Genomic DNA, 19,761 nt, shown 5'->3' with positions numbered 1-19,761 from the left:
TAATTCAGGGCTTGAGCGCAGGCGGAATCCTATCGCATCGTAAGGCTCAGGAAAAGAATCATCGGTCGAGTCGGACCGCCGGCGCGCCGCCGTTACGGCGCCAAGCGGCCCTTAGGAGATTGACGCCCCCATGAGCGAATTCCACACGATCTTCGTCATCTCCTGCATCGCCGTGCTCGCGCCGCTGCTCAACAGAGTTCCGGCGTTTGCGCGCGCGCCGATCGTCGCCATCGAACTGTTGCTGGGCATGCTCGTCGGTCCGAGCGGGGCAGGGCTGGTGGCGGCGGATGGCGCCGTCAATTTTTTGATGGAGTTTGGCCTGGTCTATTTGTTTTTTCAGGCGGGCTTCGAGTTCAATCAGAAGGAAATAACCGGAAAGCCGCTTCGCCTGGGACTTTTCGCATGGCTCATTTCATTGAGCCTTTCGGTCATTATTTCCGGAGCGCTTTATCTCGTTGGCCTCATCGAGGCGCCGCTGCTCGTCGCGCTGATCCTACCGACCACGGCGTTCGGCATCTTGATCCCCGTTTTGCGGCAGTCGGGGGACCTCGATAATGAATTCGGACGCTACGTCCTTGGCGTCGCGGCCGTCAGCGAACTTGGACCGCTCATTCTCGCCTCGATCGTTCTGGCGCAGCACAATCATCATCTCCACCAGACGCTGTTAAGCGCGCTTTTCATCGCGCTCGGGCTTGCCGCGATCTTTTTTCTCAAGACCGCGCGTTCGGACCGGTTGGCCGAAAGCATCGTGTATTGGCTTGGCGACGGCGAGCTTCTGCCTATTCGAATCGCGCTCGTCGTCTTGCTTGGCTTCGTCTCATTCGCCGACAGGCTGGGGATGGAGCTTGTGGTCGGCTCCTATATGGCGGGCATGGCCGTCGCGGTGCTGGTGCGGGGCACCAAGGCCGAAATCCTCAATGATCGTTTGACCGCCATCGGCTCCGGTTTTTTGATTCCGCTGTTTTTTATCGAGAGCGGCGCGTCATTTGACTTCGTGGCGCTCGTCAGGAGCCCGGCGACCGTCGCGCTCTTCGCGTTTTTTTGCGTCGCCTTCCTGCTCATTCGTCTCGCGCCGCTGAATCTTTTTCGCGGGACGCTGCCCGAGCGGGACATGCCGGCGCTGGGGCTGTTGTCGTCGACCACCCTGCCGCTTGTCGTCGCGCTCACCTATCTCGGCGTCGGGAGGGGACAGATGGCGCCAGAGACGGCTTCCGCGCTTGTGGGCGCCGCGATGGTGACCGTCACGGCGTTCCCGACGCTGGCCTTCTGGCTGCGTGGAATGCGTCAGCCATCGCGCCTTGAGAGCAGCATATCGTCGATCGCTCACGCGGTCGCCGATTGGTTCTCTTCGCAAGCGTCAGGCGCATTCGCTAAACTGCCGCCTCGATGGATCGAGACGCTCCAGGACGCCGAGCGTCGCGTCTCCGATCTGTTCAATCGCCCTTAGAGCGCTACCCGATCGCTTTTTCGGAACCTGCTCTAGCCGAACAGGCCGCCCGCCCTGGGCGCGAGCGGATTGTCGGTGAGCGCCTGCGCGTCCGGCCGATCGGGCGCGGGGTGATTGACGAGCGCGCCGTAGAGTCCCCGGACGAAGCCTTCGTCGAGATCCTTGACGATGAAGACGATGCGCGTGCGTCTGTCCGCGTCGGGCCAAGCGTCGAGGCGGTGCGGCGGGTGAAAGACATGCTGCACGCCATGGATCGCCACCGGGCGCGACGGATCATCGGCCAGCGCCACGATTCCCTTCACGCGCAACATGCGCGGCCCATGAGTGTGGCGCAGAAGGTCGATGAAAATGTCGAAGGAGGCCGGCGTGAGCGGCGTCTCGGAGGAAAAGCAGAAGGCGCGGATATGCGCGTCATGCCGGTTCACGTCGGGGCGATGGTCGTGGGCCTCGTGGTGATGATCATGGTGATGCTCATGGTCATGGTCATGGTTCGCGTGATCATGCGCCTGCGCTGTTTCCACCGCTTCGGCGTTGAGCCATTCCTTCACGCGCGGCGTCTTGGTCTCGGGATCGTAGAGGCCGCAGTTGAGGAGCGCCTCGGGCGTCGCTTCGCCCTTGGCGGCGTCAAGCTGTAGGGCGCTTGGATTGAGCCGCGCCAGCCGCGCCTTCAGCGCGTCGACACGCTCGGCGCCTTGCGGCAGATCCGTCTTGGCGATGACAAGCCGATCGGCGACGGCAGCCTGTTTGACGGCTTCCTCATGCGCGTCGAGCGTCGCTTCGCCATTCACCGCATCGATGAGCGTGACGACGCCGTCGAGCCGATAGCGCATCGTCAGATAGGCGTGGGACATGATCGTGTGCAGGATCGGCGCCGGATCGGCGAGGCCCGTCGTTTCCAGCACGACGCGCTTGAACGGCTTGATCCGGCCGTTGTCGAGCCGCTTCAGCAGATCTTCGAGCGTGTTCACCAGATCGCCGCGGATCGAGCAGCACACGCAGCCCGAACTCATCATCACCATGTCGCCGTCGATCTTCTCGATGAAGAGATGATCGAGGCCGATCTCGCCGAACTCATTGATGAGGACGAGCGTCTCGGCGAGCGCCGGCGAGGCGAGCAGTCGGTTGAGCAGCGTCGTCTTGCCGGCGCCAAGAAAGCCGGTGATGACGGTCAGCGGAATTGGCGGCGGCGCCGCGCGCGTCGCGCGACTCGCGGCGGCCATGGTCAGATCGTTCATTCAGCGAAACTCACGCCGGAGCAGAAGGAATTTCCTGCTCTCGGAAGGCGCGCATCTTCGCCGAAAACGCCGCGCGTTTCCAGAACGAACGATCCTTCGTCCCGGGGCGATCGCGTGAAGGGGGCCTCATCCTGAGGAGCGTGCGCAGCACGCGTCTCGAAGGACGAGGAAGCCCGTTTTTGCGTATTTTCCTGACCCTCGTGCTTCGAGACGGTTCCTGCGGAGCCTCCTCAGCATGAGGGAGAGGAGAAAATCCCTACGATTCCCTGATCCTCTGGCGATTCTCAGCTCTTGCCCGGTTCGGCGGCGGAGTGCGCCTTCGAGGCCGCTGGCTTTTGAGCTGCGGCGTGCGGCGCGGCCGCTTTCGGTTTCGTCGCGCTTCTCGCCGCCTTGGGCTTCGCGGCTGGTTCGTCGGCGACGATGTCGTCGACCTTTGCGGCGTCCGCCTTCGCCGCCTTGGCGGCGCGCGCCGCTTTCACGGCCTTGGCGTGTTTGGCGCGACGCAGCGACACCGCGTCGGGCGCCGGCTTGCTGATCGGCGAGGCGCTGGCGTCGCCGGCGTCAGGCTGCGCCGCATAGGCGGCAAGATCAGGCTGCTCGCCGACCGGCGCTCCCGGCGCGCGCGCCCGCGCCACTGGCCCGGCATAGCCCGGCGCGCGGCCCACATAGACGGACACAGGCTCAAAACGCGGGCGCGGCAGGTGCGCGATCTCCTTAGCGTTCATCTGCTGCTGCGGAGCGCCGCCGAGCGTGTCGAGCAGCGGAACGCCTGAGCCGACCGGGACCGAGGCGTCCTCGATCTCCGCCATGAATTCCGCCGCCGCCGGGCCCCGATGGTGGCATACGGACTCGCGCAAGTCAGGCGCCGCCGTTGGGCCGGAGCTGGGCAGGGACGCCAAAGAGGCGACGGCCGCCCCGCTCTGAAAGCCGCGATCGAGCAGCGCCGCCGTCTTCGCCGTGCGCAGAATCGGATTGGGCGCGCCGAGGACGACGGCGATCAAACGCCGGCCGCCGCGCGTGGCGGAGGCGACAAGATTAAATCCGGCCGAACACGTGAAACCCGTCTTCATGCCGTCGGCGCCGGCGTAGCGGCCGAGAAGATGGTTATGGGTGGGGATGATCTGCTTGCCAAGCTGCATCGCGCCGATGTTGAACAGATTGGCGTGCTCGGGAAACTGCAGATAAAGCGCGCGGCCGAGAATGGCGAGGTCGCGGGCCGACGTGACCTGCCGCGAATCGGGCAGACCGTTGGGATTGACCCATATCGACTGCGTCATGCCGAGGGCGGCGGAGTCGCGGTTCATCTCGTCGGCGAAGGCCTCGACCGAGCCGGACACGCCTTCGGCGATGGCGACGGCGATGTCATTGGCGGATTTCACCATCAGCATGACGAGCGCGTTTTGCAGGGTGACTTCCGAGCCGGGTCTGAAGCCCATCTTGGAAGGCGCCATGCTGCATGCGCGCGGCGACATCATCACCGGCGTTTCGAGCGAGATGCGCCCCTGGCGGACCGCGTCGAGCGCGACATAGGCCGTCATCAGCTTCGTCACGGAGGCGGGATACCAGGAGGCGGTCGCCTGTTCATGCGAGAGCACGGCCCCCGACGCGACGTCGACGACGATCGACGGGGTCGCGCGGCTGGGCGCTGCGGCGCCAAACACGATCAGCAATGCGCTGGCCGCCGCAATCAATGTGGACTTCGAGAAGATCATCCGCCTAGCCCCGTTACCCGGCGCTGAACGCGCGGGATCGCATGAAACGCCATCCATATAATAGCGCCTAAGGCGCATAGCCGGAATAGGCGTGGAATTGGGCGATTCGGGGGCGGTTGGTTATAACCTGTTAACCATCACCTCAGGGAAAGCGCGCGCCGCCGTCACGGCTGAAGCGGGTGATTTCGACGCGCGAGTTCTGGCCCGACAAGATGATATCTCATCAGGAACTTCAGCGCACGGGTCCACGACTGGTCGGTTTCTCCCCGCAGATCCGTCTGCGAGATATGCGCCAGTTCTCCCGTGCGCGCGTCGCGAATGCGCAGTTCGAGATATTGCTCCATCACGCTGACTTTGCGAAAGAAGCAGACGAAGGACAGGTCCGCGCCAAGCGTGCGCGCAATGTCGGCGTCGCAGCCGTTGCACTTGCGCAGCCAATGATCCTTGACCCTCTGATCCGTCGCCGCGCTTCCGTCGATGATGTCGAACAGCCCGGATTGAGTCAGGAGCTCCCGCGCCAGCGCGGTCATCCGCTGGAGGCGCGCGGTTTCTTCCGGGCTTTCCCCGGCGATCGGACCCCCGGCGGTGAAATCGTCGAGCTCGATGTCGAAGACCGCGAGTTTGAACGGCGGCGAGGATTGGGCGCGAGCGCCGGTCGCGACGGCTCCGGTCGCGATGGCGACGAGCGCCGATAACAAAAGGTGAGTGAGCGTCTTCTTAATCATCGCCAGGCTCCGCTGTTCAGAAGGAAGGCGTAGCTGAGCGAAGCGGTGGAAGCTCCGGCCTTTCGCCTGCGGCGGTCTGGGCAAATTTCCTTTAGGGGGCCGATGAGGTCGCCGACGCGTCGCCGACAAGTCCTGCGCCGATGGCGAGCCACACGAGATGGGCGTCGGTGCGCGCGCCGATCTTGGATTTGATCTGATAATGGTAGTTCTGAACGGTTTTCGGACTGAGATTTAAGATGCCGGCGATGTCCTCGGTCGTTCGGCCCGACGCGACGAGCCGCAAGATCTCCGTCTCTCTGGGGCCAAGCTCATCGACGAGCGCGCGGCCTTCGCCCAATCGCTCCGCGGCGATCTCGCGTGCGACGTCGTCGCTGAGCGCTCGGCCGCCCTTGGCGACGATCGCCACGGCGCGGAGCAGCTCCGCGGCGTCGCTGCTCTTGGTGACATAGCCGGACGCGCCGGCCTCGAAGGCTTTCAGGGCAAAGGCGGCGCCGCTGTGCATGGTGAAGATCAGAATGCGTGCGCCCTTATCCCACTGCCTGATGTGGCGGACCGCTTCGACGCCGCTCGCGCCGGGGAGAGAAAGATCCATGATGACGACGTCGGGCGAAACCTTCCGATAGGCTTGGTAGGCGTCCGCGGCGTTAGCGGCTTCGGCGACGATTCTGTAATCCGGCTGGCGCTCTAAGAGCCGCCGATATCCCTCGCGAACGATCGGGTGGTCGTCGACCAGAAGAATTGCGGTCATGCGGGCGCCAGACCTTTCATCGGCCCGTTGTCGAAGGCGATAAGCGGAATGCGCGCGACGACGCGCACGCCTTTTGTGGCGTCGCTGATCGACAGACTTCCGCCAAAAGCCGCGATGCGCTCGCGAATTCCGAGAATGCCGTGGCCGGAGGCTGCGGCGAGGCGGGAGGCGTCGCCGCCGCCGTCATCCTCGACCGTCAGTGCGACGAGCCCGTCGTCTGACGCCGCGCGCTCGACGCGCAGATAGACGTTTTTCGAGTCGCCGTGCCGCATGGCGTTGGTCAGGCACTCTTGCGCGATCCGATAGAGGCTCGTCGAAATCGTCTGCGGCAGGTCGGCGAGGTCGCCCGTGAGCCGCAGGTGGATGAGCGCCTTTCGTTCCGCTTTGGCGTTCCAGCTCGCCGCGAGCTGAACGAGACAGGCTTCGAGCCCAAGTTCATCGAGGTCTTGCGAGCGCAGCCGGGCAAGCGCGTCGCGCAGGGTGGTCATCATGCGCTTGGCGACGCGCGCGATCGAACGGGCGTCCTCGGCGACGCCGGGATCAATCCGGGCCGCCGCCGTCTCGATCGAGCCGGCGAAGGCGAGGGTCGCCGTCAGGCACTGGCCGAATTCATCGTGAAGGTCGCGGGCGAGGGCGCGGCGTTCCTCCTCCTGGACTTCGAACAGCCGCTTCGTGAGCGCGGCGCGTTCCGCCGTCGTCCGCGCCAGCCGTTCGGCCAGGTCGTTGACCGCGCGCGCGATCAGGCCGAACTCGCCCTTCGTCAGCGCCTTGAGCCGGCTCGCGTAATTCCCTTGCTCCAACTGGCGCAGCCCGCAGACGATGGCTCGGGTCGGCGCCAGCGCATGGACGATGGCGACGGCCGCCAAGAGGCACATGCAGATCGCCATGGAGGCCGCAACGCCGACGATGACCGAGATCTGCCGCCAGGCCTGTCGGATGGCGGCGCCGGCGTCCGCCCTGACGAGTATTGCGCCGGTTTCCGGCTGCCGCACGGTCAAAGGCCGGACGATCGGCGCATGTGCGCCGAATATCCGCTCATAGGCCGCCGCAAACCATGTCGGCGCGGCGGAGCCGACGCCCTCGAGCTGGCTGCAAAGGGTCCGCGGCTCTTCGTCGCCCGGCGCATAGCTGATGCAGACGCCCGGCGAAACGAGCTTCAAGGTCGAAAGCGACTCCCAGTCGGGAACGGGCAAAATCTTGTCGCGCCGCATGCTGCCACGCCAGAGGATGGCCTGCCAGTAGAGATTTTCGAGGTGGTGCGCCACGCGCTCGGCGGACGTCGCCGCTTCCGTTTCGATTGCGCGGTGTGCGTCGACCATCACCCAGCCCGCGGTCAGCGTAAGGCAGATGAGCGTGATGCCGACAAGCTGCAAGACGAGCCGAACGATCAACCGCATTGGCGTATTCCTCGAAGAAAAACCCGTCGCTCAGTAGAGCAGGAATCGAAACGAGGTCCAACGCGCATCATGCGCTTAGGCCCGGATCGGGCAAATTGCCTAGTGGCGCGCGAGCGATTTGGATTCGTTTCGAAATTTCGGCGCGGCCTGGGCGGATATGCTAATGTGCCGGCTGTGCGGGTTGACGAAAGCGCCAGTGACGCCCTGGCCGCTGTGTCTTGGCGACCCGATTGTGGACCAGGTCGTGATCGACAAGCTTGAATTCCTGATCGCCGTCGCAAAAGAGAAGAGCTTTTCGCGTGCGGCGGAGGTTTGCGGCGTCACCCAGCCCACGCTCTCGGCCGGCGTCAAGCAGCTCGAAGATTCGCTCGGCGTGTTGCTCGTCAACCGTTCTTCGCGCTTCCACGGCCTCACCGCCGAGGGCGAGCGGGTGCTCGACTGGGCGAAGCGCATCGTCGGCGATGCGCGCGCGATGCGCCAGGAAGTTCGCGCGCTCAAGGAAGGTCTTACCGGTCAGCTCAAGATCGCCGTCATCCCGACGGCGCTTGGCATCGTGTCGGCGCTGACGACGCCCTATCGCGAGAAGCATCCGGGCGTGCGCTTTTCCGTCGTTTCCGCGTCGTCGAGCGAGGTGCTGACCATGCTCGACAATCTTGAGATCGACGCCGGCATCACTTATCTCGACAATGAGCCGCTTGGCCGGGTGCGCACGGTGCCGCTCTGCTCCGAACGCTATCGGCTACTGACCTTCGCCGGCAATCCGCTCGGGAGCCGCGACCGTGTGACATGGGCCGAAGTCGGGCGGATCGACCTCTGCCTGTTGACGCCGGACATGCAAAATCGTCGCATCGTCGAGCAGCTCATGCGCAAGGGCGGGTCCGAGCCGGTGCCGATTCTCGAGTCGAACGACGTCATCTTGCTGTTCGACCATGTGAGATCCGGCCGATGGGCGACGGTGCTGCCGGAGAAGCTCGCGAAGACCCTAAACGTGGCGGCGCCGTTGCGCTCCATCCCCATCGTCGAGCCGGAGGCTGTGCATGAGATCGGCCTTGTTGCGCCGCAGCGCGAACCGGTGATTCCGCTGGTCGCCGCCTTGGTCTCGGAGGCCAAGAAGCTTGCCGGAAGCCACACGCTCGACGCTTGATAGGTTCGCCCTATCGCACAACGGATGGTCGCTATTGATCGCGCCTTGGATTTCCGGCACTGTTCTCGGAATTAGTCTAAATAGGACGACCGCATATGCGCAACGTCCAGACTGAAAGGGAAGAAATGTCTGGCGCTGCTCAGTATAGCGACGAGCGCGCGCGGGAGATCATCGCCGCCCATATGGGTCTTGAGGGACCCGCGATGCCAATTCTGCACGCGCTACAAAAAGAATTCGGCTATGTGCCCGATGCCGCCGTCAAGGAAATGGCCGAGGCGCTTAATATTTCGCGCGCCGAAATGCATGGCGTCGTGACCTTTTACCATGATTTCCATCGCGCCCCCCACGGACGCCACACGCTCAAGATCTGCCGGGCGGAATCGTGCCAGTCGATGGGCGCGGAGCGACAGGCGCGGGCGTTTCTCGACAAGTTGAAGCTCGACTGGGGCGGGACGACGCCGGACGGCGCCCTGTCGGTCGAGGCGGTGTATTGTTTGGGACTTTGCGCCCACAGCCCTTCAGCGCTTTACGACGGCGAGCCGATCGGCCGCGTCGACGCTGAAATGCTTGACGAAATCGCCGCGGAGGCGCGCGACTGATGGTGAAGATTTACATCCCGCTGGACATGGCCGCCGTCGCGATGGGCGCCGACAGACTGGCCGCCGCCGTGGCGCAAGAGGCCGCAGCCCGCGGCGAAACAGTCGAGATCGTGAGAAACGGCTCGCGTGGAATGCTCTGGCTCGAGCCCCTGATCGAGGTGGAGACTCCCGCGGGCCGTGTCGGTTATGGGCCGGCGAAGGTCAAGGACGTCGCGTCGCTGTTTGACGCCGGGTTCCTTGCCGGCGGCGCGCATCTGCTGAACATCGGGATCGTCGACGAACATCCCTGGATGAAGAAGCAGAACCGCGTCACCTTCGTTCGTTGCGGCGTCATCGATCCGCTGTCGGTCCCCGAATATGAGGCGCATGAGGGATTCAAGGGCCTCAAGCGCGCCTTCGAGATCGGGCCCGTGGCCGTCGTCGAAGAGGTCACCAAGTCGGGCCTGCGCGGCCGCGGCGGCGCGGGCTTTCCGACAGGCATCAAATGGAAGACGGTCGCGGACTGTCCGCCGGGCCAAAAATATGTCGTCGTCAACGCCGACGAGGGCGACTCCGGCACTTTCGCCGACCGCATGATCATGGAGGGCGATCCGCTCTCGCTGATCGAAGGCATGCTCATTTGCGGATACGCCGTCGGCGCCTCCAAGGGCTATATCTATCTGCGTTCCGAATATCCGATCGTCGCCAAGGTCTTTCAGGCGGCGATCGAGAAGGCGCTTGAGGCGGGCTGGCTCGGCAAGAACATCAGGGGCTCGGGTTTCGACTTCGACGTCGAACTGCGCATCGGGGCCGGCGCTTATGTTTGCGGCGAGGAGACCTCGCTGCTCGAATCTCTCGAGGGCAAGCGCGGCATCGTGCGCGCCAAGCCGCCGCTGCCGGCGCATGTCGGGCTCTTCGGCAAGCCGACGGTCATCAACAATGTGCTGTCCATGGCCACCATCCCGATGATCATGGAGAAGGGCGCGAAGCATTACGCCGATCTCGGCGTTGGCCGCTCGCGCGGCACGATGCCGCTGCAGATCGCCGGCAACGTCAAATATGGCGGCCTCTTCGAGACGGACTTCGGCATTCCGCTCGGCACAGTCGTCAACGAGATTGGCGGCGGCACCCGCTCCGGTCGTCCCGTCCGGGCGGTTCAGGTCGGCGGCCCGCTCGGCGCCTATGTGCCCGTGTCGCTTTTCGACCTTCCGATCGACTATGAAGCCTTCGCGGCCAAGGACAGTCTCATCGGTCACGGCGGTCTCGTGGTTTTCGACGACACCGTCGACATGGCCTGGATGGCGCGCTTCGGCATGGAGTTCTGCGCCATCGAAAGTTGCGGCAAGTGCACGCCGTGCCGGCTCGGATCGACGCGCGGCGTCGAGACCATCGACAAGATACGCAACGGCATGGACGTCGATGCGAATATCGAGCTCCTCAAGGATCTCTGCCACACGATGAAGTTTGGCTCGCTCTGTGCATTGGGCGGCTTTGCGCCGTATCCGGTCGAGAGCGCGCTTCGACATTTTCCCGAGGACTTCCGCAAGCCGGCCCTTGAAGCCGCCGAGTGAGGTAGCCGCCATGACGCTTATCAAAGAAATCGATTACGGCACGCCCGAATCCCTGTCCGTAAAATCGGTCACGCTGACCATTGACGGGAAGAGCGTCACCGTGCCCGAGGGCACGTCGATCATGCGCGCGGCGATGGAGGTTGGCACCGAGATCCCGAAGCTCTGCGCCACCGACAGCATCAAGGCGTTCGGCTCCTGCCGGCTCTGCGTCATTGAGGTCGAAGGCCGCAACGGCACCCCGGCCTCCTGCACGACGCCGGTCGCGCCGGGCATCTCCGTCAAGACGCAGACCCCGCGCCTTGCGGCGATCCGCCGCGGCGTGATGGAGCTGTATATTTCCGACCACCCGCTCGACTGTCTGACCTGCGCGGCCAACGGCGACTGCGAACTGCAGGACATGGCCGGCGCCGTGGGCCTGCGCGACGTCCGCTATGGCTATGACGGCGCCAATCACGTGTTCGCCCGCAACAATGGCGAAGTGAATTTCGACTGGAAGCCGAAGGACGAATCGAACCCCTATTTCACCTTCGACTCGTCGAAATGCATCGTCTGTAACCGCTGCGTGCGCGCTTGCGAGGAAGTGCAGGGCACCTTCGCGTTGACGATATCGGGCCGCGGTTTCGAATCGCGCGTTTCCGCCGGCATGGACGAAGCCTTCATGGAGTCGGAATGCGTGTCCTGCGGCGCCTGCGTTCAGGCCTGTCCGACCGCGACGCTGATCGAGAAGGCCGTGGTCGCCGTCGGTCAGCCCGAGCATTCCGAAGTCACCACCTGCGCCTATTGCGGCGTCGGTTGCACCTTCAAGGCGGAGATGCGCGGCGAGGAAGTCGTCCGCATGGTTCCCTGGAAGGACGGCAAGGCCAACCACGGCCACAGCTGCGTCAAGGGCCGCTTCGCCTATGGCTACGCCCATCACGGCGACCGAGTTCTTGATCCGATGATCCGCGAATCGATCGACCAGCCCTGGCGCGTCGTCTCGTGGGACGAAGCGGTCGGCTTCGCCGCCGACCGGCTGAAGGCGGCGCAGGAGAAATACGGCAAGAACGCCGTCGGCGTGATCACCTCGTCGCGCTGCACCAATGAGGAAAGCTACCTAGTTCAGAAGCTCGCGCGACAAGGTTTCCTCAACAACAACACCGACACCTGCGCGCGCGTCTGCCATTCGCCGACGGGTTACGGACTGGCGCAGGCCTTCGGCACTTCCGCCGGCACGCAGGATTTCGACTCGGTCGACGACGCCGACGTCATTCTGGTCATCGGCGCAAATCCGACCGACGCGCATCCGGTGTTCGGTTCGCGCATGAAGAAGCGCCTGCGCGAGGGCGCCAAGCTGATCGTCATCGATCCGCGCCGCATCGACCTCGTGCGCTCGCCTCATGTCGAGGCCGACTATCACCTTCCGCTCAAGCCGGGCACCAATGTCGCGATGGTCACGGCGCTGGCGCATGTGATCGTGACAGAAAATCTCGCCAATCTGGATTTCGTGAAGGCGCGTTGCGACTGGGACGAATATCAGGACTGGGCCGCCTTCGTCGCCGACGACCGCTACAGCCCCGAGGCGCTTGAAAGCGTGCTGGGCGTGCCGGCCGCCGACATTCGCGGCGCCGCGCGTCTCTACGCCACCGGCGGCAATGGGGCGATTTACTACGGCCTTGGCGTGACGGAGCATAGCCAAGGCTCCACCACCGTCATGGGCATCGCCAATCTCGCTATGGCGACCGGCAATCTCGGCCGCCGCGGCGTCGGCGTGAACCCGCTGCGCGGTCAGAACAATGTGCAGGGCTCCTGCGACATGGGCTCGTTCCCGCACGAGCTGCCGGGCTATCGCCACATCTCCAACGATGCGGCGCGCCAGGCGTTCGAGAAGGATTGGGGCGTTTCGCTCGATCCGGAGCCGGGCCTGCGCATCCCCAACATGTTCGACGCGGCGGTCGAAGGCACGTTCAAGGGGCTTTATGTCCAGGGCGAGGACATTCTGCAGTCCGACCCCGATACGCGCCATGTGTCGCGCGCGCTGGCGAATATGGACATCGTCATCGTGCAGGATCTCTTCCTGGTCGAGACGGCGAATTACGCGCATGTCTTCCTGCCGGGCGCGACCTTCCTCGAGAAGGACGGCACCTTCACCAACGCCGAGCGCCGCATCCAGCGCGTCACCAAGGTGATGTCGCCGAAGAATGGCTACGCCGACTGGGAAGTCACCCAGTTGCTGGCCAACAAGCTGGGACTCAATTGGAACTACGCCAACGCCAGCGAGATCATGGACGAGATCGCGCGGCTGACGCCGTCCTTCGCCGGCGTGTCGTTCAAGCATCTCGCCGAGGCCGGTTCGCTGCAGTGGCCGGTCAATGACGACTCGCCTGAGGGCATGCCGATCATGCACATCAACGGCTTTGCGCGCGGCAAGGGCAAATTCGTCATCACCGAATATGTGCCGACCGAGGAGAAGGTGGGGCCGCGGTTCCCGTTGCTGCTCACCACCGGTCGCATCCTGTCGCAATACAATGTCGGCGCGCAGACGCGACGCACCGAGAACAGCCAGTGGCATCCCGAGGACGTCCTTGAGATCCACCCGCATGACGCAGAAGATCGCGGCGTGCGCGAGGGCGACTGGGTGAAGGTGGCGAGCCGCGCCGGCGAGACGACCTTGCGCGCCAAGATCACGGATCGTGTCGCGCCCGGCGTCGTCTATACGACGTTCCACCATCCGACCACTCAGGCCAATGTGGTCACGACCGACAATTCGGACTGGGCCACCAATTGTCCTGAATACAAGGTCACGGCGGTGCAGATCTCGACCACCAACGGACCGACCGACTGGCAGCATCAGTATCGCGAGCTGACGGAGCAGAGCCGTCGCATCGCGAGCACGATCGACGCGGCGGAATGACGGAGAGGCCGCCGCCGACGCTACGGGTGGAATGCCTGGCGCGCCGTCACGATGTGACGGCGCGTTCTTCTCGCGTGATCCCCGAAGAGACGCCGGTCGCCTTCACCTTTGGCGGCTCCACCCATGCGGTGATGATGGCGACGCCGGCGGATCTCGAGGATTTCGCGATCGGCTTCGCGCTCACGGAGGGGCTGATCGATTCGCCGGAGCAGGCGGGCGACGTCGAGATCGTCGTCTCCGACGCCGGCATTGAACTGCGCGCCTGGCTCAAGGGCGGGCGGCAGGAAGCCTATGTCGAGCGGCGCCGGTCGATGGCGGGACCGACCGGCTGCGGTCTTTGCGGCATCGAGAGTCTCGAGGCGGCGACGCGCATTCCGCCGACGCTCGACAATGCGCTGTCTGTGCGCGCCGACGCCTTGATCGAGGCGATGGGCCGTCTGCCGGCCGCGCAGATGTATAATCAGGAGACCCGCGCCATCCACGCCGCGGCCTTCTGGAATCCCGTCTCCGGCGCGCTGATCGCGCGTGAGGACGTCGGCCGCCATAACGCTCTCGACAAGCTCGCCGGCGCGCTGACGCGCCAGGCCATCGCCGCCGGGCAAGGCGTGGTGCTGATGACGAGCCGGGTTTCCGTCGAACTCGTGCAGAAGGCCGCGCGCATGGGCGCGCCGATCATCGCCGCCGTCTCGGCGCCGACCGCGCTCGCGGTGCGCAATGCGCAACACTGCGGCATGACTCTCGTCGCCGTCATGCGCGGCCGCGACTTCGAAGTCTTCACCCATCCAGGACGCATCCTCGAACAGGTTTCCGCACATGTCGCATGATTCGGTCGATAAGCTCGTCAGAATGGCTAACCAGATCGGCACGTTCTTCGTGGCTCAGAAGCATCCCGAAGGCGTCGCGAGCATGACGGATCATTTGAAGAAGTTCTGGGACCCGCGTATGCGGAACGCTATCGTCGCGCATGTCGATCATGGCGGCGCCGGCCTCGATCCGATCGCGATGGAGGCGGTGAAGCGTCTCAAGTCCCCAGCCGGCGCCGTGGCTTCGGAACTGCGTCCCGGCGAAGGCGACGCCGACGGCTGAGGAATGCGCGACGGCGCAAGCCGCCGATTGGCGAAATTATTGGACGTCGGCGCATTCCTCGCCTAGGTCTCAGACCCAGGCGCAGCCGCGCGATCATTCTTGCTACGACTGAGCGATGACCGACCAGACATGTCCCTGCCGCGCGATGGACGCGCAACAGCTTTCCTATGCGGCCTGCTGCGCCCGTTACATCGAAGAGAAACTGCCGGCGCCAAGCGCTGAAGCGCTCATGCGCTCGCGTTACACCGCCTTCGCGTTGGGTGACATCGACTATCTTGTCGACTCCTTAGCGCCGGAGTCGCGTTACGATTTCGATCGCAAGGCCATCACGCATTGGTCGCGCAGCTCGGAATGGCTCGGGCTTGAGATCCTGTCGACGGAACAGGGGCTGCAGGGCGATGAAACGGGCTACGTCGAATTCGTCGCGCACTTCTCTAGTGAAGGCGAACGCTATGCGCATCGGGAGCGCTCGCTGTTTCGACATGACGCGCAGGATGGCCGCTGGTATTTCCTTGAAGAGGCCAATCGCAAGAGCGCGCCCGTCGTGAAGGGCAAGCAGGCGGGCCGTAACGATCCTTGTCCTTGCGGCTCCGGCAAGAAATTCAAGAAGTGCTGCGGCGTCGCCGCCTGAGCAGCAGTTTCGCCCTACGATGCGATTCAGCTGCCGCCAAATCCCGGAACAAAGCGGTTCCGCCCGCGTTGCGTCGGCGTGGAACTCCTTAACCTTGGGGAAACGGCGATGGACTGGAATCGTGTCGAAGGCAACTGGAAGCAGTTCAAGGGCAAGGTAAGAGAGAAGTGGGCGGAACTCACCGACGACGATCTCGCGCGCATGGACGGCAAGCGCGAACAGTTTGAGGGCGTTCTTCAAGAACGCTACGGCGAAGGGCGGGACCGCATTCGCGAAGAAGTTGACACTTGGCTGAAGACTCTCAACTCGTGAATTTTTGCGCGTCGCGGGCTTGGCATGACTCCCGCTCCTGGCGCTTCTCGATCGGCCCGAACCTCAGGTTCGGGCTTTTTTCATCGGGGCGCCCGCTTCGCTGGCGAAGAGAGGTGAGAATGAAGCTTTGCCGACATCTTGGAACATTCTTAAAAAGGGAGAGTTGTTTTCATACCCGTCTCCGTTGAAAGGAGAGCCGAAATGAGTTCGAAGCCGAAACTTGGTGTAGACTGGCGGCGCACTTTGGAAATTGTCTGCAAGATGCTGCTTTTGCCGCAAGTCGAAGCGCCGCGAAAGCGTTTCATCCATGTTCGCGAACCGCGACAAGCGGAGATCGAGCAGTGGTTGCGCAGCCGAAAATGATTCCCTCGACCACAGATCCGTGATGATTGCCTGTTGAACGACAGGCAATCATTTTTTTGTTCATTCTTTCTCGTCGCTTAGCGCGTCTCAGCGCAAGGCGCCAGTCACGCTTTCCACGAGCGCGCGAGCAACAACCGCTCCAGCCTATTTGGCGGCCGACGCTGAAAGTCGCACGAGCAAGTCGAGAAACTTATCTGGCATCGGTTCCAAGAGGCTCGTGGCGTACACGTCGCGCAGACCGGCGGTCAATTCCCCATCGATCCCAAGGAAGGCGAGCCGGTGGGCGACGTCACGCTGCGCCCCAGGCGCGCCCCGGCGACCCTTCGAGGTTTGCTTTTCAGCCTTCTTATGCATGGCGAAGAGCCCTTGGGCGGCGCTCTGGATATCGGAGCCGTCGACTCCAATGAAAACGGGCAGGTGAAGGGTCATGATTGAATTCAACACTATTCGAGAGCCAAAGTTCCATTTGCAGCGCTAACTGTCTTTTTTCGTGGTGATTAGGGCGGAAGCGGAACGATGCATTCGACGGAGCGTTATTCGAGAGTTCCCGGCCCTCGGAGGGTTTAGGATTGGCGCCGCGGTCATTCTGGAAGGGCTATTTGAAGCTTTCGCTTGTGACCTGTCCGGTCGCGATGACGCCGGCCACGACTGAAGGCGAAAAAGTTCGCTTCCATATCCTTAATCGAAACACCGGCAACCGCGTCGTCAGTCAATATATCGACGCAGTCTCCGGCGCGCCGATTGGCGAAGACGATGCGGCGAAAGGTTATCCGCGCAGCGAAGACGATTACGTGCTGCTTGAAGATGAAGAGCTTGACGCCCTAAGCCTGGAAAGCACGCGAACGATCGATATCGAGACCTTTGCGCCGGCTGCGAGCGTCGACTGGATCTGGTTCGATAAGGCCCACTATCTTACGCCGGACGATCCGATCGGCGTCGAGGCCTTTTCCGTCATTCGCGACGCGATGAAGGCGACGGGCACAGTCGGCCTGTCGCGGCTGGTGATGTATCGGCGCGAGCGCGCCGTGATGGTCGAGCCGCGCGACAAGGGTCTCGTCTTATGGACATTGCGCTTCGCCGACGAGGTGCGCGATCCGAAGGACTACCTCGACAAGATCGGCGTTGAGACGCCGAATGCGAAAGCGCTCACCCTGATTTCCCAATTGATCGAGGAGCGCAAGACTCACTGGGACCCGGCGCTGACCCATGATCCCGTGCAAGCGCAGTTGCTGGACATCATTTCCGGAAAGAAGAAGGCGCACACACCCGCTCGCGGCAAAAAACAGGCCCCGGCCGCTCCGAGCAATGTCGTCAATATCATGGATGCGCTGCGCAAGAGCATCGATGCGGAAAAGCGCGGAGCCAAACGTCGCTAGGCTTTTCGCTTTCCGCGCGCCTTCGGCGTTTCGATCGGGGCCGCCGCTAGACGAAAGTCTCCCCACGGATCGTTCTGCAGCGACTCGAGACGCGCGAGGGTTTTCGCGATCGTGAAATAGTCAGGTCCGATCGCCGGACTAAGTTCGTCCCAGGCGAGCGGCATCGACACGGCGGCGCCGGGACGGGCGCGCGTGGAGTAGGGCGCGACAGCCGTGGCGCCGCGCTGATTGCGCAGATAGTCGACGAGTATCTTTCCGTGGCGCTTCGATTTCGTGATCGTTGCAACATATTTGCTCGGGCTGTCATGTGTCATTGCATCGGCGATGCTTTTGGTGAAAGCCTTCACCTCTGGCCATTCCGCTTTCGGCGTCACGGGCGCCACCACATGAAGGCCCTTGCCGCCGGATGTTTTCACGAAGGCGGCGAGCCCAAGGTCTTGAAGTCGGTCGCGCGTTTCTTCCGCGGCCGCAATGACGGACTCCCACGCGACCTCTTCGCCTGGATCGAGATCCATGATGATGACGTCAGGACGCTCCCAGTCCGACGCCGTCGAGCCCCAGGGATGAATTTCCAAGGCGCCGGATTGAACGAGCGCGATCAGGCCGTTGAGGTCCTTGATGCTGAGCAGGGGCTCTTCTTCTCCTTTCGGGTCGTCGATGAGCACGATGTTCGGATCGATGCCTTTCCAAGCATGCTTCTGGAAGAATTTCTCTCCCTCGACGCCGTTGGGGCAGCGCAGCAGCGCCAGCGGGCGATTGACGATGAAGGGCGCGATATAGCGCCAGATGTCGGCGTAATAATCCGCCAGGCCCTGTTTGGTGACGCCTTGATCCGGCCAATAAAGCCGATCGGGATGGGTGAGCCTCACCGCGCTTTGCTCCGCTCTCGCCCGCTCAACCTGCGGCGCCTTTTCACGGACGACCTCGCGCGCGTCCTTATCTTCGCGCAGACCGCGAAAGGAGGCGTGCCGAAGATTTTGATCGCCCGTCCAGCCGCGAAATTCGACCTCAGCCACCAGTTCCGGGCGCACATTGCGCACATTGCGCGCCGCGTCCGTGCTGAGCCGCGCGCCGAAAGGGCTCGAGGGGATGCGCATGGGATCGAGCTTCGTGAAAAGCTCATGCGACATATCCGCCGTAAATCCCGTCCCGACGCGGCCGACGTGGCACAGGACGCCACTCTGGTAGACGCCAAGCACGAGGGCGCCGATCGCCCGGCGCGACACCGTCGACGGCGTATAGCCGGCGACGACGAATTCCTGCCGGGCGAAGCATTTGGCCTTTATCCAGCTCTTCACGCGGCCGGAGCGATAGGGCGAATCCCGCCGCTTCGACACCACGCCTTCGAGACCGAGTCGACACGCGTGCGACAGCACGACCGCGCCGCTGTCCTCAAAGTGAAGGCTGAGACGAACCGTGTCGCCGTTCTCAGCGCCCAAGAGCGCTTCCAGCAAACGTTTGCGTTCCAGCAAGGTCGCGCCGCGCAGATCGTAGCCCTCGAGGTAAAGAAGATCGAAGACCCAATAGACGAAGCGATCGGTCCGCCCCGCGCTCAGATCGGCCTGCAACCCGGAGAAATCCGACGCGCCTGAACGCGTCTCGACGACGATTTCGCCGTCGATGAGCGCGGCGCCGAGCGGCAGGGCGCGCAGCGCCGACGCGACCTCATCGCCAAATTTCTTCGTCCAATCGAGACCGCTGCGTGAGAGCAGCCGTACGCGTCCCGCCTCGATGCGCGCCTGCACGCGATAGCCGTCGAATTTGATTTCGTGAATCCATTCCTTACTCGCCGGCGCGGCGCCGGAACTGGCCTGCATCGGCGCAACGAAATTCGGCAGCGGCGCTTTCTTTGCGCCCTTGAGACGCGACGGGTCGATGTCCGCCGCGGGCGCTTGCGTTGGCGCTACGGCGCTTGTCTTGATTGACCGGGGCGCCGCGGCCTGTTTTGGCGCGGCGGCTTTTTTCGAGCGCCGCGCCGGCTTGCCCTCTGCGACATCGCCGATCGTGCGCCCGGTGTCTACCGAACGCGGCATCTCCTCAAGTATGTCCTCGTCTTCAGGCGCACGCGCAAATGCGTCTTCGCTCTTGATGAGAAGCCAGTTGTCGTGCTTCTCGCGCGGTTTTCGCGCCATGCGCACGAGATGCCAACGGCCCCTGAGCTTTTCGCCGCGCAATTCGAAATCGAGATGGCCCTTGGCATAGCTCTTGTGCGGATCGCCTTCGGGAATCCACTCGCCCTTGTCCCACACGATCACTTCGCCGGCGCCATATTGGCCTTCCGGAATGACGCCTTCGAAATTGCGATAGTCGAGAGGGTGGTCCTCGACGTGAACGGCAAGCCGCTTTTCGCCCGGCACGAGGCTTGGACCTCTGGTCACAGCCCAGCTTTTCAGAACGCCGTCCATCTCCAGGCGAAGATCGTAGTGCAGCCGCCTCGCGGCATGTTTCTGGACGACGAAGCTGCTGCCGGTCTTTCGAGCGCCTCGCCCCTTCGGCTCGCCCGTCGTCCCAAAATCGCGCTTCTTGCGGTAGTCGGCGAGCGACAT

The 19,761-nt window shown here is 63.5% G+C and carries 18 protein-coding genes; 10 read left to right on the top strand and 8 right to left on the bottom strand.

Features of this window, described 5'->3' with window-relative positions; genetic code table 11:
• Positions 1–130: 130 nt before the first annotated feature.
• The gene (locus IYY11_RS13445; RefSeq protein WP_196404316.1) at positions 131–1,447 is read left to right on the top strand and encodes a cation:proton antiporter; all 1,317 of its coding nucleotides are present in this window, start codon (positions 131–133) and stop codon (positions 1,445–1,447) included.
• 32 nt (positions 1,448–1,479) lie between these two features.
• Here the strand turns inward: IYY11_RS13445 and IYY11_RS13440 are convergent, their stop codons facing one another.
• The 5 genes from IYY11_RS13440 to IYY11_RS13420 all read right to left on the bottom strand — a co-directional run bounded on the left by IYY11_RS13440 (position 1,480) and on the right by IYY11_RS13420 (position 7,264).
• Entirely contained in the window at positions 1,480–2,682 is a 1,203-nt protein-coding gene (locus tag IYY11_RS13440; RefSeq protein WP_196404315.1) for a GTP-binding protein, read from the bottom strand.
• 284 nt (positions 2,683–2,966) lie between these two features.
• A complete protein-coding gene (locus tag IYY11_RS13435; RefSeq protein WP_196404314.1) occupies positions 2,967–4,394 on the bottom strand; it encodes a serine hydrolase in 1,428 nt (475 codons plus the stop codon).
• Positions 4,395–4,558: 164 nt separating this feature from the next.
• Positions 4,559–5,119, bottom strand: a complete 561-nt coding sequence (locus IYY11_RS13430) for a DUF3280 domain-containing protein (protein ID WP_196404313.1) — start codon at positions 5,117–5,119, stop codon at positions 4,559–4,561.
• A gap of 91 nt (positions 5,120–5,210) precedes the next feature.
• Positions 5,211–5,867, bottom strand: coding sequence for a response regulator transcription factor (locus IYY11_RS13425; RefSeq protein ID WP_196404312.1), 657 nt, complete (start codon positions 5,865–5,867; stop codon positions 5,211–5,213).
• Positions 5,864–7,264, bottom strand: a complete 1,401-nt coding sequence (locus IYY11_RS13420) for a histidine kinase (RefSeq protein ID WP_196404311.1) — start codon at positions 7,262–7,264, stop codon at positions 5,864–5,866. The genes IYY11_RS13425 and IYY11_RS13420 overlap by 4 nt, the downstream gene beginning before the upstream one ends.
• 244 nt (positions 7,265–7,508) lie before the next feature.
• Here IYY11_RS13420 and IYY11_RS13415 point away from each other — a divergent pair, with 244 nt between their 5' ends.
• The 8 genes from IYY11_RS13415 (at position 7,509) to IYY11_RS13380 (ending at position 15,476) form a co-directional block, all read left to right on the top strand.
• Complete coding sequence (locus tag IYY11_RS13415; RefSeq protein ID WP_196404421.1) at positions 7,509–8,408, top strand: LysR family transcriptional regulator; 900 nt, start codon at positions 7,509–7,511, stop codon at positions 8,406–8,408.
• A gap of 125 nt (positions 8,409–8,533) precedes the next feature.
• Positions 8,534–9,007, top strand: coding sequence for a formate dehydrogenase subunit gamma (locus IYY11_RS13410; protein ID WP_029648326.1), 474 nt, complete (start codon positions 8,534–8,536; stop codon positions 9,005–9,007).
• A complete protein-coding gene (locus tag IYY11_RS13405) occupies positions 9,007–10,557 on the top strand; it encodes an NADH-quinone oxidoreductase subunit NuoF (RefSeq protein ID WP_196404310.1) in 1,551 nt (516 codons plus the stop codon). Before IYY11_RS13410 ends, IYY11_RS13405 begins: the two co-directional genes overlap by 1 nt.
• A 10-nt stretch (positions 10,558–10,567) precedes the next feature.
• Positions 10,568–13,447, top strand: coding sequence for a formate dehydrogenase subunit alpha (gene fdhF / locus IYY11_RS13400; RefSeq protein ID WP_196404309.1), 2,880 nt, complete (start codon positions 10,568–10,570; stop codon positions 13,445–13,447).
• On the top strand, positions 13,444–14,271 hold the full coding sequence (gene fdhD / locus IYY11_RS13395; RefSeq protein WP_196404308.1) for a formate dehydrogenase accessory sulfurtransferase FdhD: 828 nt from the start codon (positions 13,444–13,446) through the stop codon (positions 14,269–14,271). Before fdhF ends, fdhD begins: the two co-directional genes overlap by 4 nt.
• A complete protein-coding gene (locus IYY11_RS13390; RefSeq protein ID WP_196404307.1) occupies positions 14,261–14,533 on the top strand; it encodes a formate dehydrogenase subunit delta in 273 nt (90 codons plus the stop codon). The genes fdhD and IYY11_RS13390 overlap by 11 nt, the downstream gene beginning before the upstream one ends.
• Positions 14,534–14,648: 115 nt before the next feature.
• Positions 14,649–15,164, top strand: coding sequence for a YchJ family protein (locus tag IYY11_RS13385; protein ID WP_196404306.1), 516 nt, complete (start codon positions 14,649–14,651; stop codon positions 15,162–15,164).
• 108 nt (positions 15,165–15,272) lie between these two features.
• On the top strand, positions 15,273–15,476 hold the full coding sequence (locus IYY11_RS13380; protein WP_018407191.1) for a CsbD family protein: 204 nt from the start codon (positions 15,273–15,275) through the stop codon (positions 15,474–15,476).
• Between the two features lie 63 nt (positions 15,477–15,539).
• Here IYY11_RS13380 and IYY11_RS13375 read toward each other — a convergent pair whose 3' ends face one another.
• Both IYY11_RS13375 and IYY11_RS13370 read right to left on the bottom strand, forming a co-directional pair.
• Positions 15,540–15,785 (bottom strand): hypothetical protein, encoded by a 246-nt coding sequence (locus IYY11_RS13375; protein WP_196404305.1) that lies wholly within the window; start codon positions 15,783–15,785, stop codon positions 15,540–15,542.
• A gap of 198 nt (positions 15,786–15,983) precedes the next feature.
• The gene (locus IYY11_RS13370; RefSeq protein ID WP_196404304.1) at positions 15,984–16,268 is read right to left on the bottom strand and encodes a NepR family anti-sigma factor; all 285 of its coding nucleotides are present in this window, start codon (positions 16,266–16,268) and stop codon (positions 15,984–15,986) included.
• 140 nt (positions 16,269–16,408) lie between these two features.
• Here IYY11_RS13370 and IYY11_RS13365 point away from each other — a divergent pair, with 140 nt between their 5' ends.
• Positions 16,409–17,215, top strand: a complete 807-nt coding sequence (locus tag IYY11_RS13365) for a Ku protein (protein ID WP_196404303.1) — start codon at positions 16,409–16,411, stop codon at positions 17,213–17,215.
• Here the strand turns inward: IYY11_RS13365 and ligD are convergent.
• Complete coding sequence (gene ligD, locus IYY11_RS13360; RefSeq protein ID WP_196404302.1) at positions 17,212–19,761, bottom strand: DNA ligase D; 2,550 nt, start codon at positions 19,759–19,761, stop codon at positions 17,212–17,214. The two genes, IYY11_RS13365 and ligD, sit on opposite strands and share 4 nt — an antisense overlap.

Origin of the sequence: Methylocystis sp. H62, assembly GCF_015709515.1 — a bacterium.
Classification (GTDB): Bacteria; Pseudomonadota; Alphaproteobacteria; order Rhizobiales; family Beijerinckiaceae; genus Methylocystis.
Note: the sequence above shows the minus strand (reverse complement) of the source record. Positions and strands in the feature narration are given on the sequence as shown.

Bases quoted from the DNA above. Each gene is read 5' to 3' on its own strand.
- IYY11_RS13370 (WP_196404304.1), bottom strand. From the start codon at position 16,268: ATGACCCTTCACCTGCCCGTTTTCATTGGAGTCGACGGCTCCGATATC.
- IYY11_RS13420 (WP_196404311.1), bottom strand. From the start codon at position 7,264: ATGCGGTTGATCGTTCGGCTCGTCTTGCAGCTTGTCGGCATCACGCTC.
- IYY11_RS13375 (WP_196404305.1), bottom strand. From the start codon at position 15,785: ATGGATGAAACGCTTTCGCGGCGCTTCGACTTGCGGCAAAAGCAGCAT.
- IYY11_RS13425 (WP_196404312.1), bottom strand. From the start codon at position 5,867: ATGACCGCAATTCTTCTGGTCGACGACCACCCGATCGTTCGCGAGGGA.
- IYY11_RS13435 (WP_196404314.1), bottom strand. From the start codon at position 4,394: ATGATCTTCTCGAAGTCCACATTGATTGCGGCGGCCAGCGCATTGCTG.
- IYY11_RS13390 (WP_196404307.1), top strand. From the start codon at position 14,261: ATGTCGCATGATTCGGTCGATAAGCTCGTCAGAATGGCTAACCAGATC.
- IYY11_RS13445 (WP_196404316.1), top strand. From the start codon at position 131: ATGAGCGAATTCCACACGATCTTCGTCATCTCCTGCATCGCCGTGCTC.
- IYY11_RS13405 (WP_196404310.1), top strand. From the start codon at position 9,007: ATGGTGAAGATTTACATCCCGCTGGACATGGCCGCCGTCGCGATGGGC.
- fdhD (WP_196404308.1), top strand. From the start codon at position 13,444: ATGACGGAGAGGCCGCCGCCGACGCTACGGGTGGAATGCCTGGCGCGC.
- IYY11_RS13410 (WP_029648326.1), top strand. From the start codon at position 8,534: ATGTCTGGCGCTGCTCAGTATAGCGACGAGCGCGCGCGGGAGATCATC.
- IYY11_RS13430 (WP_196404313.1), bottom strand. From the start codon at position 5,119: ATGATTAAGAAGACGCTCACTCACCTTTTGTTATCGGCGCTCGTCGCC.
- IYY11_RS13380 (WP_018407191.1), top strand. From the start codon at position 15,273: ATGGACTGGAATCGTGTCGAAGGCAACTGGAAGCAGTTCAAGGGCAAG.
- IYY11_RS13440 (WP_196404315.1), bottom strand. From the start codon at position 2,682: ATGAACGATCTGACCATGGCCGCCGCGAGTCGCGCGACGCGCGCGGCG.
- IYY11_RS13385 (WP_196404306.1), top strand. From the start codon at position 14,649: ATGACCGACCAGACATGTCCCTGCCGCGCGATGGACGCGCAACAGCTT.
- fdhF (WP_196404309.1), top strand. From the start codon at position 10,568: ATGACGCTTATCAAAGAAATCGATTACGGCACGCCCGAATCCCTGTCC.
- ligD (WP_196404302.1), bottom strand. From the start codon at position 19,761: ATGTCGCTCGCCGACTACCGCAAGAAGCGCGATTTTGGGACGACGGGC.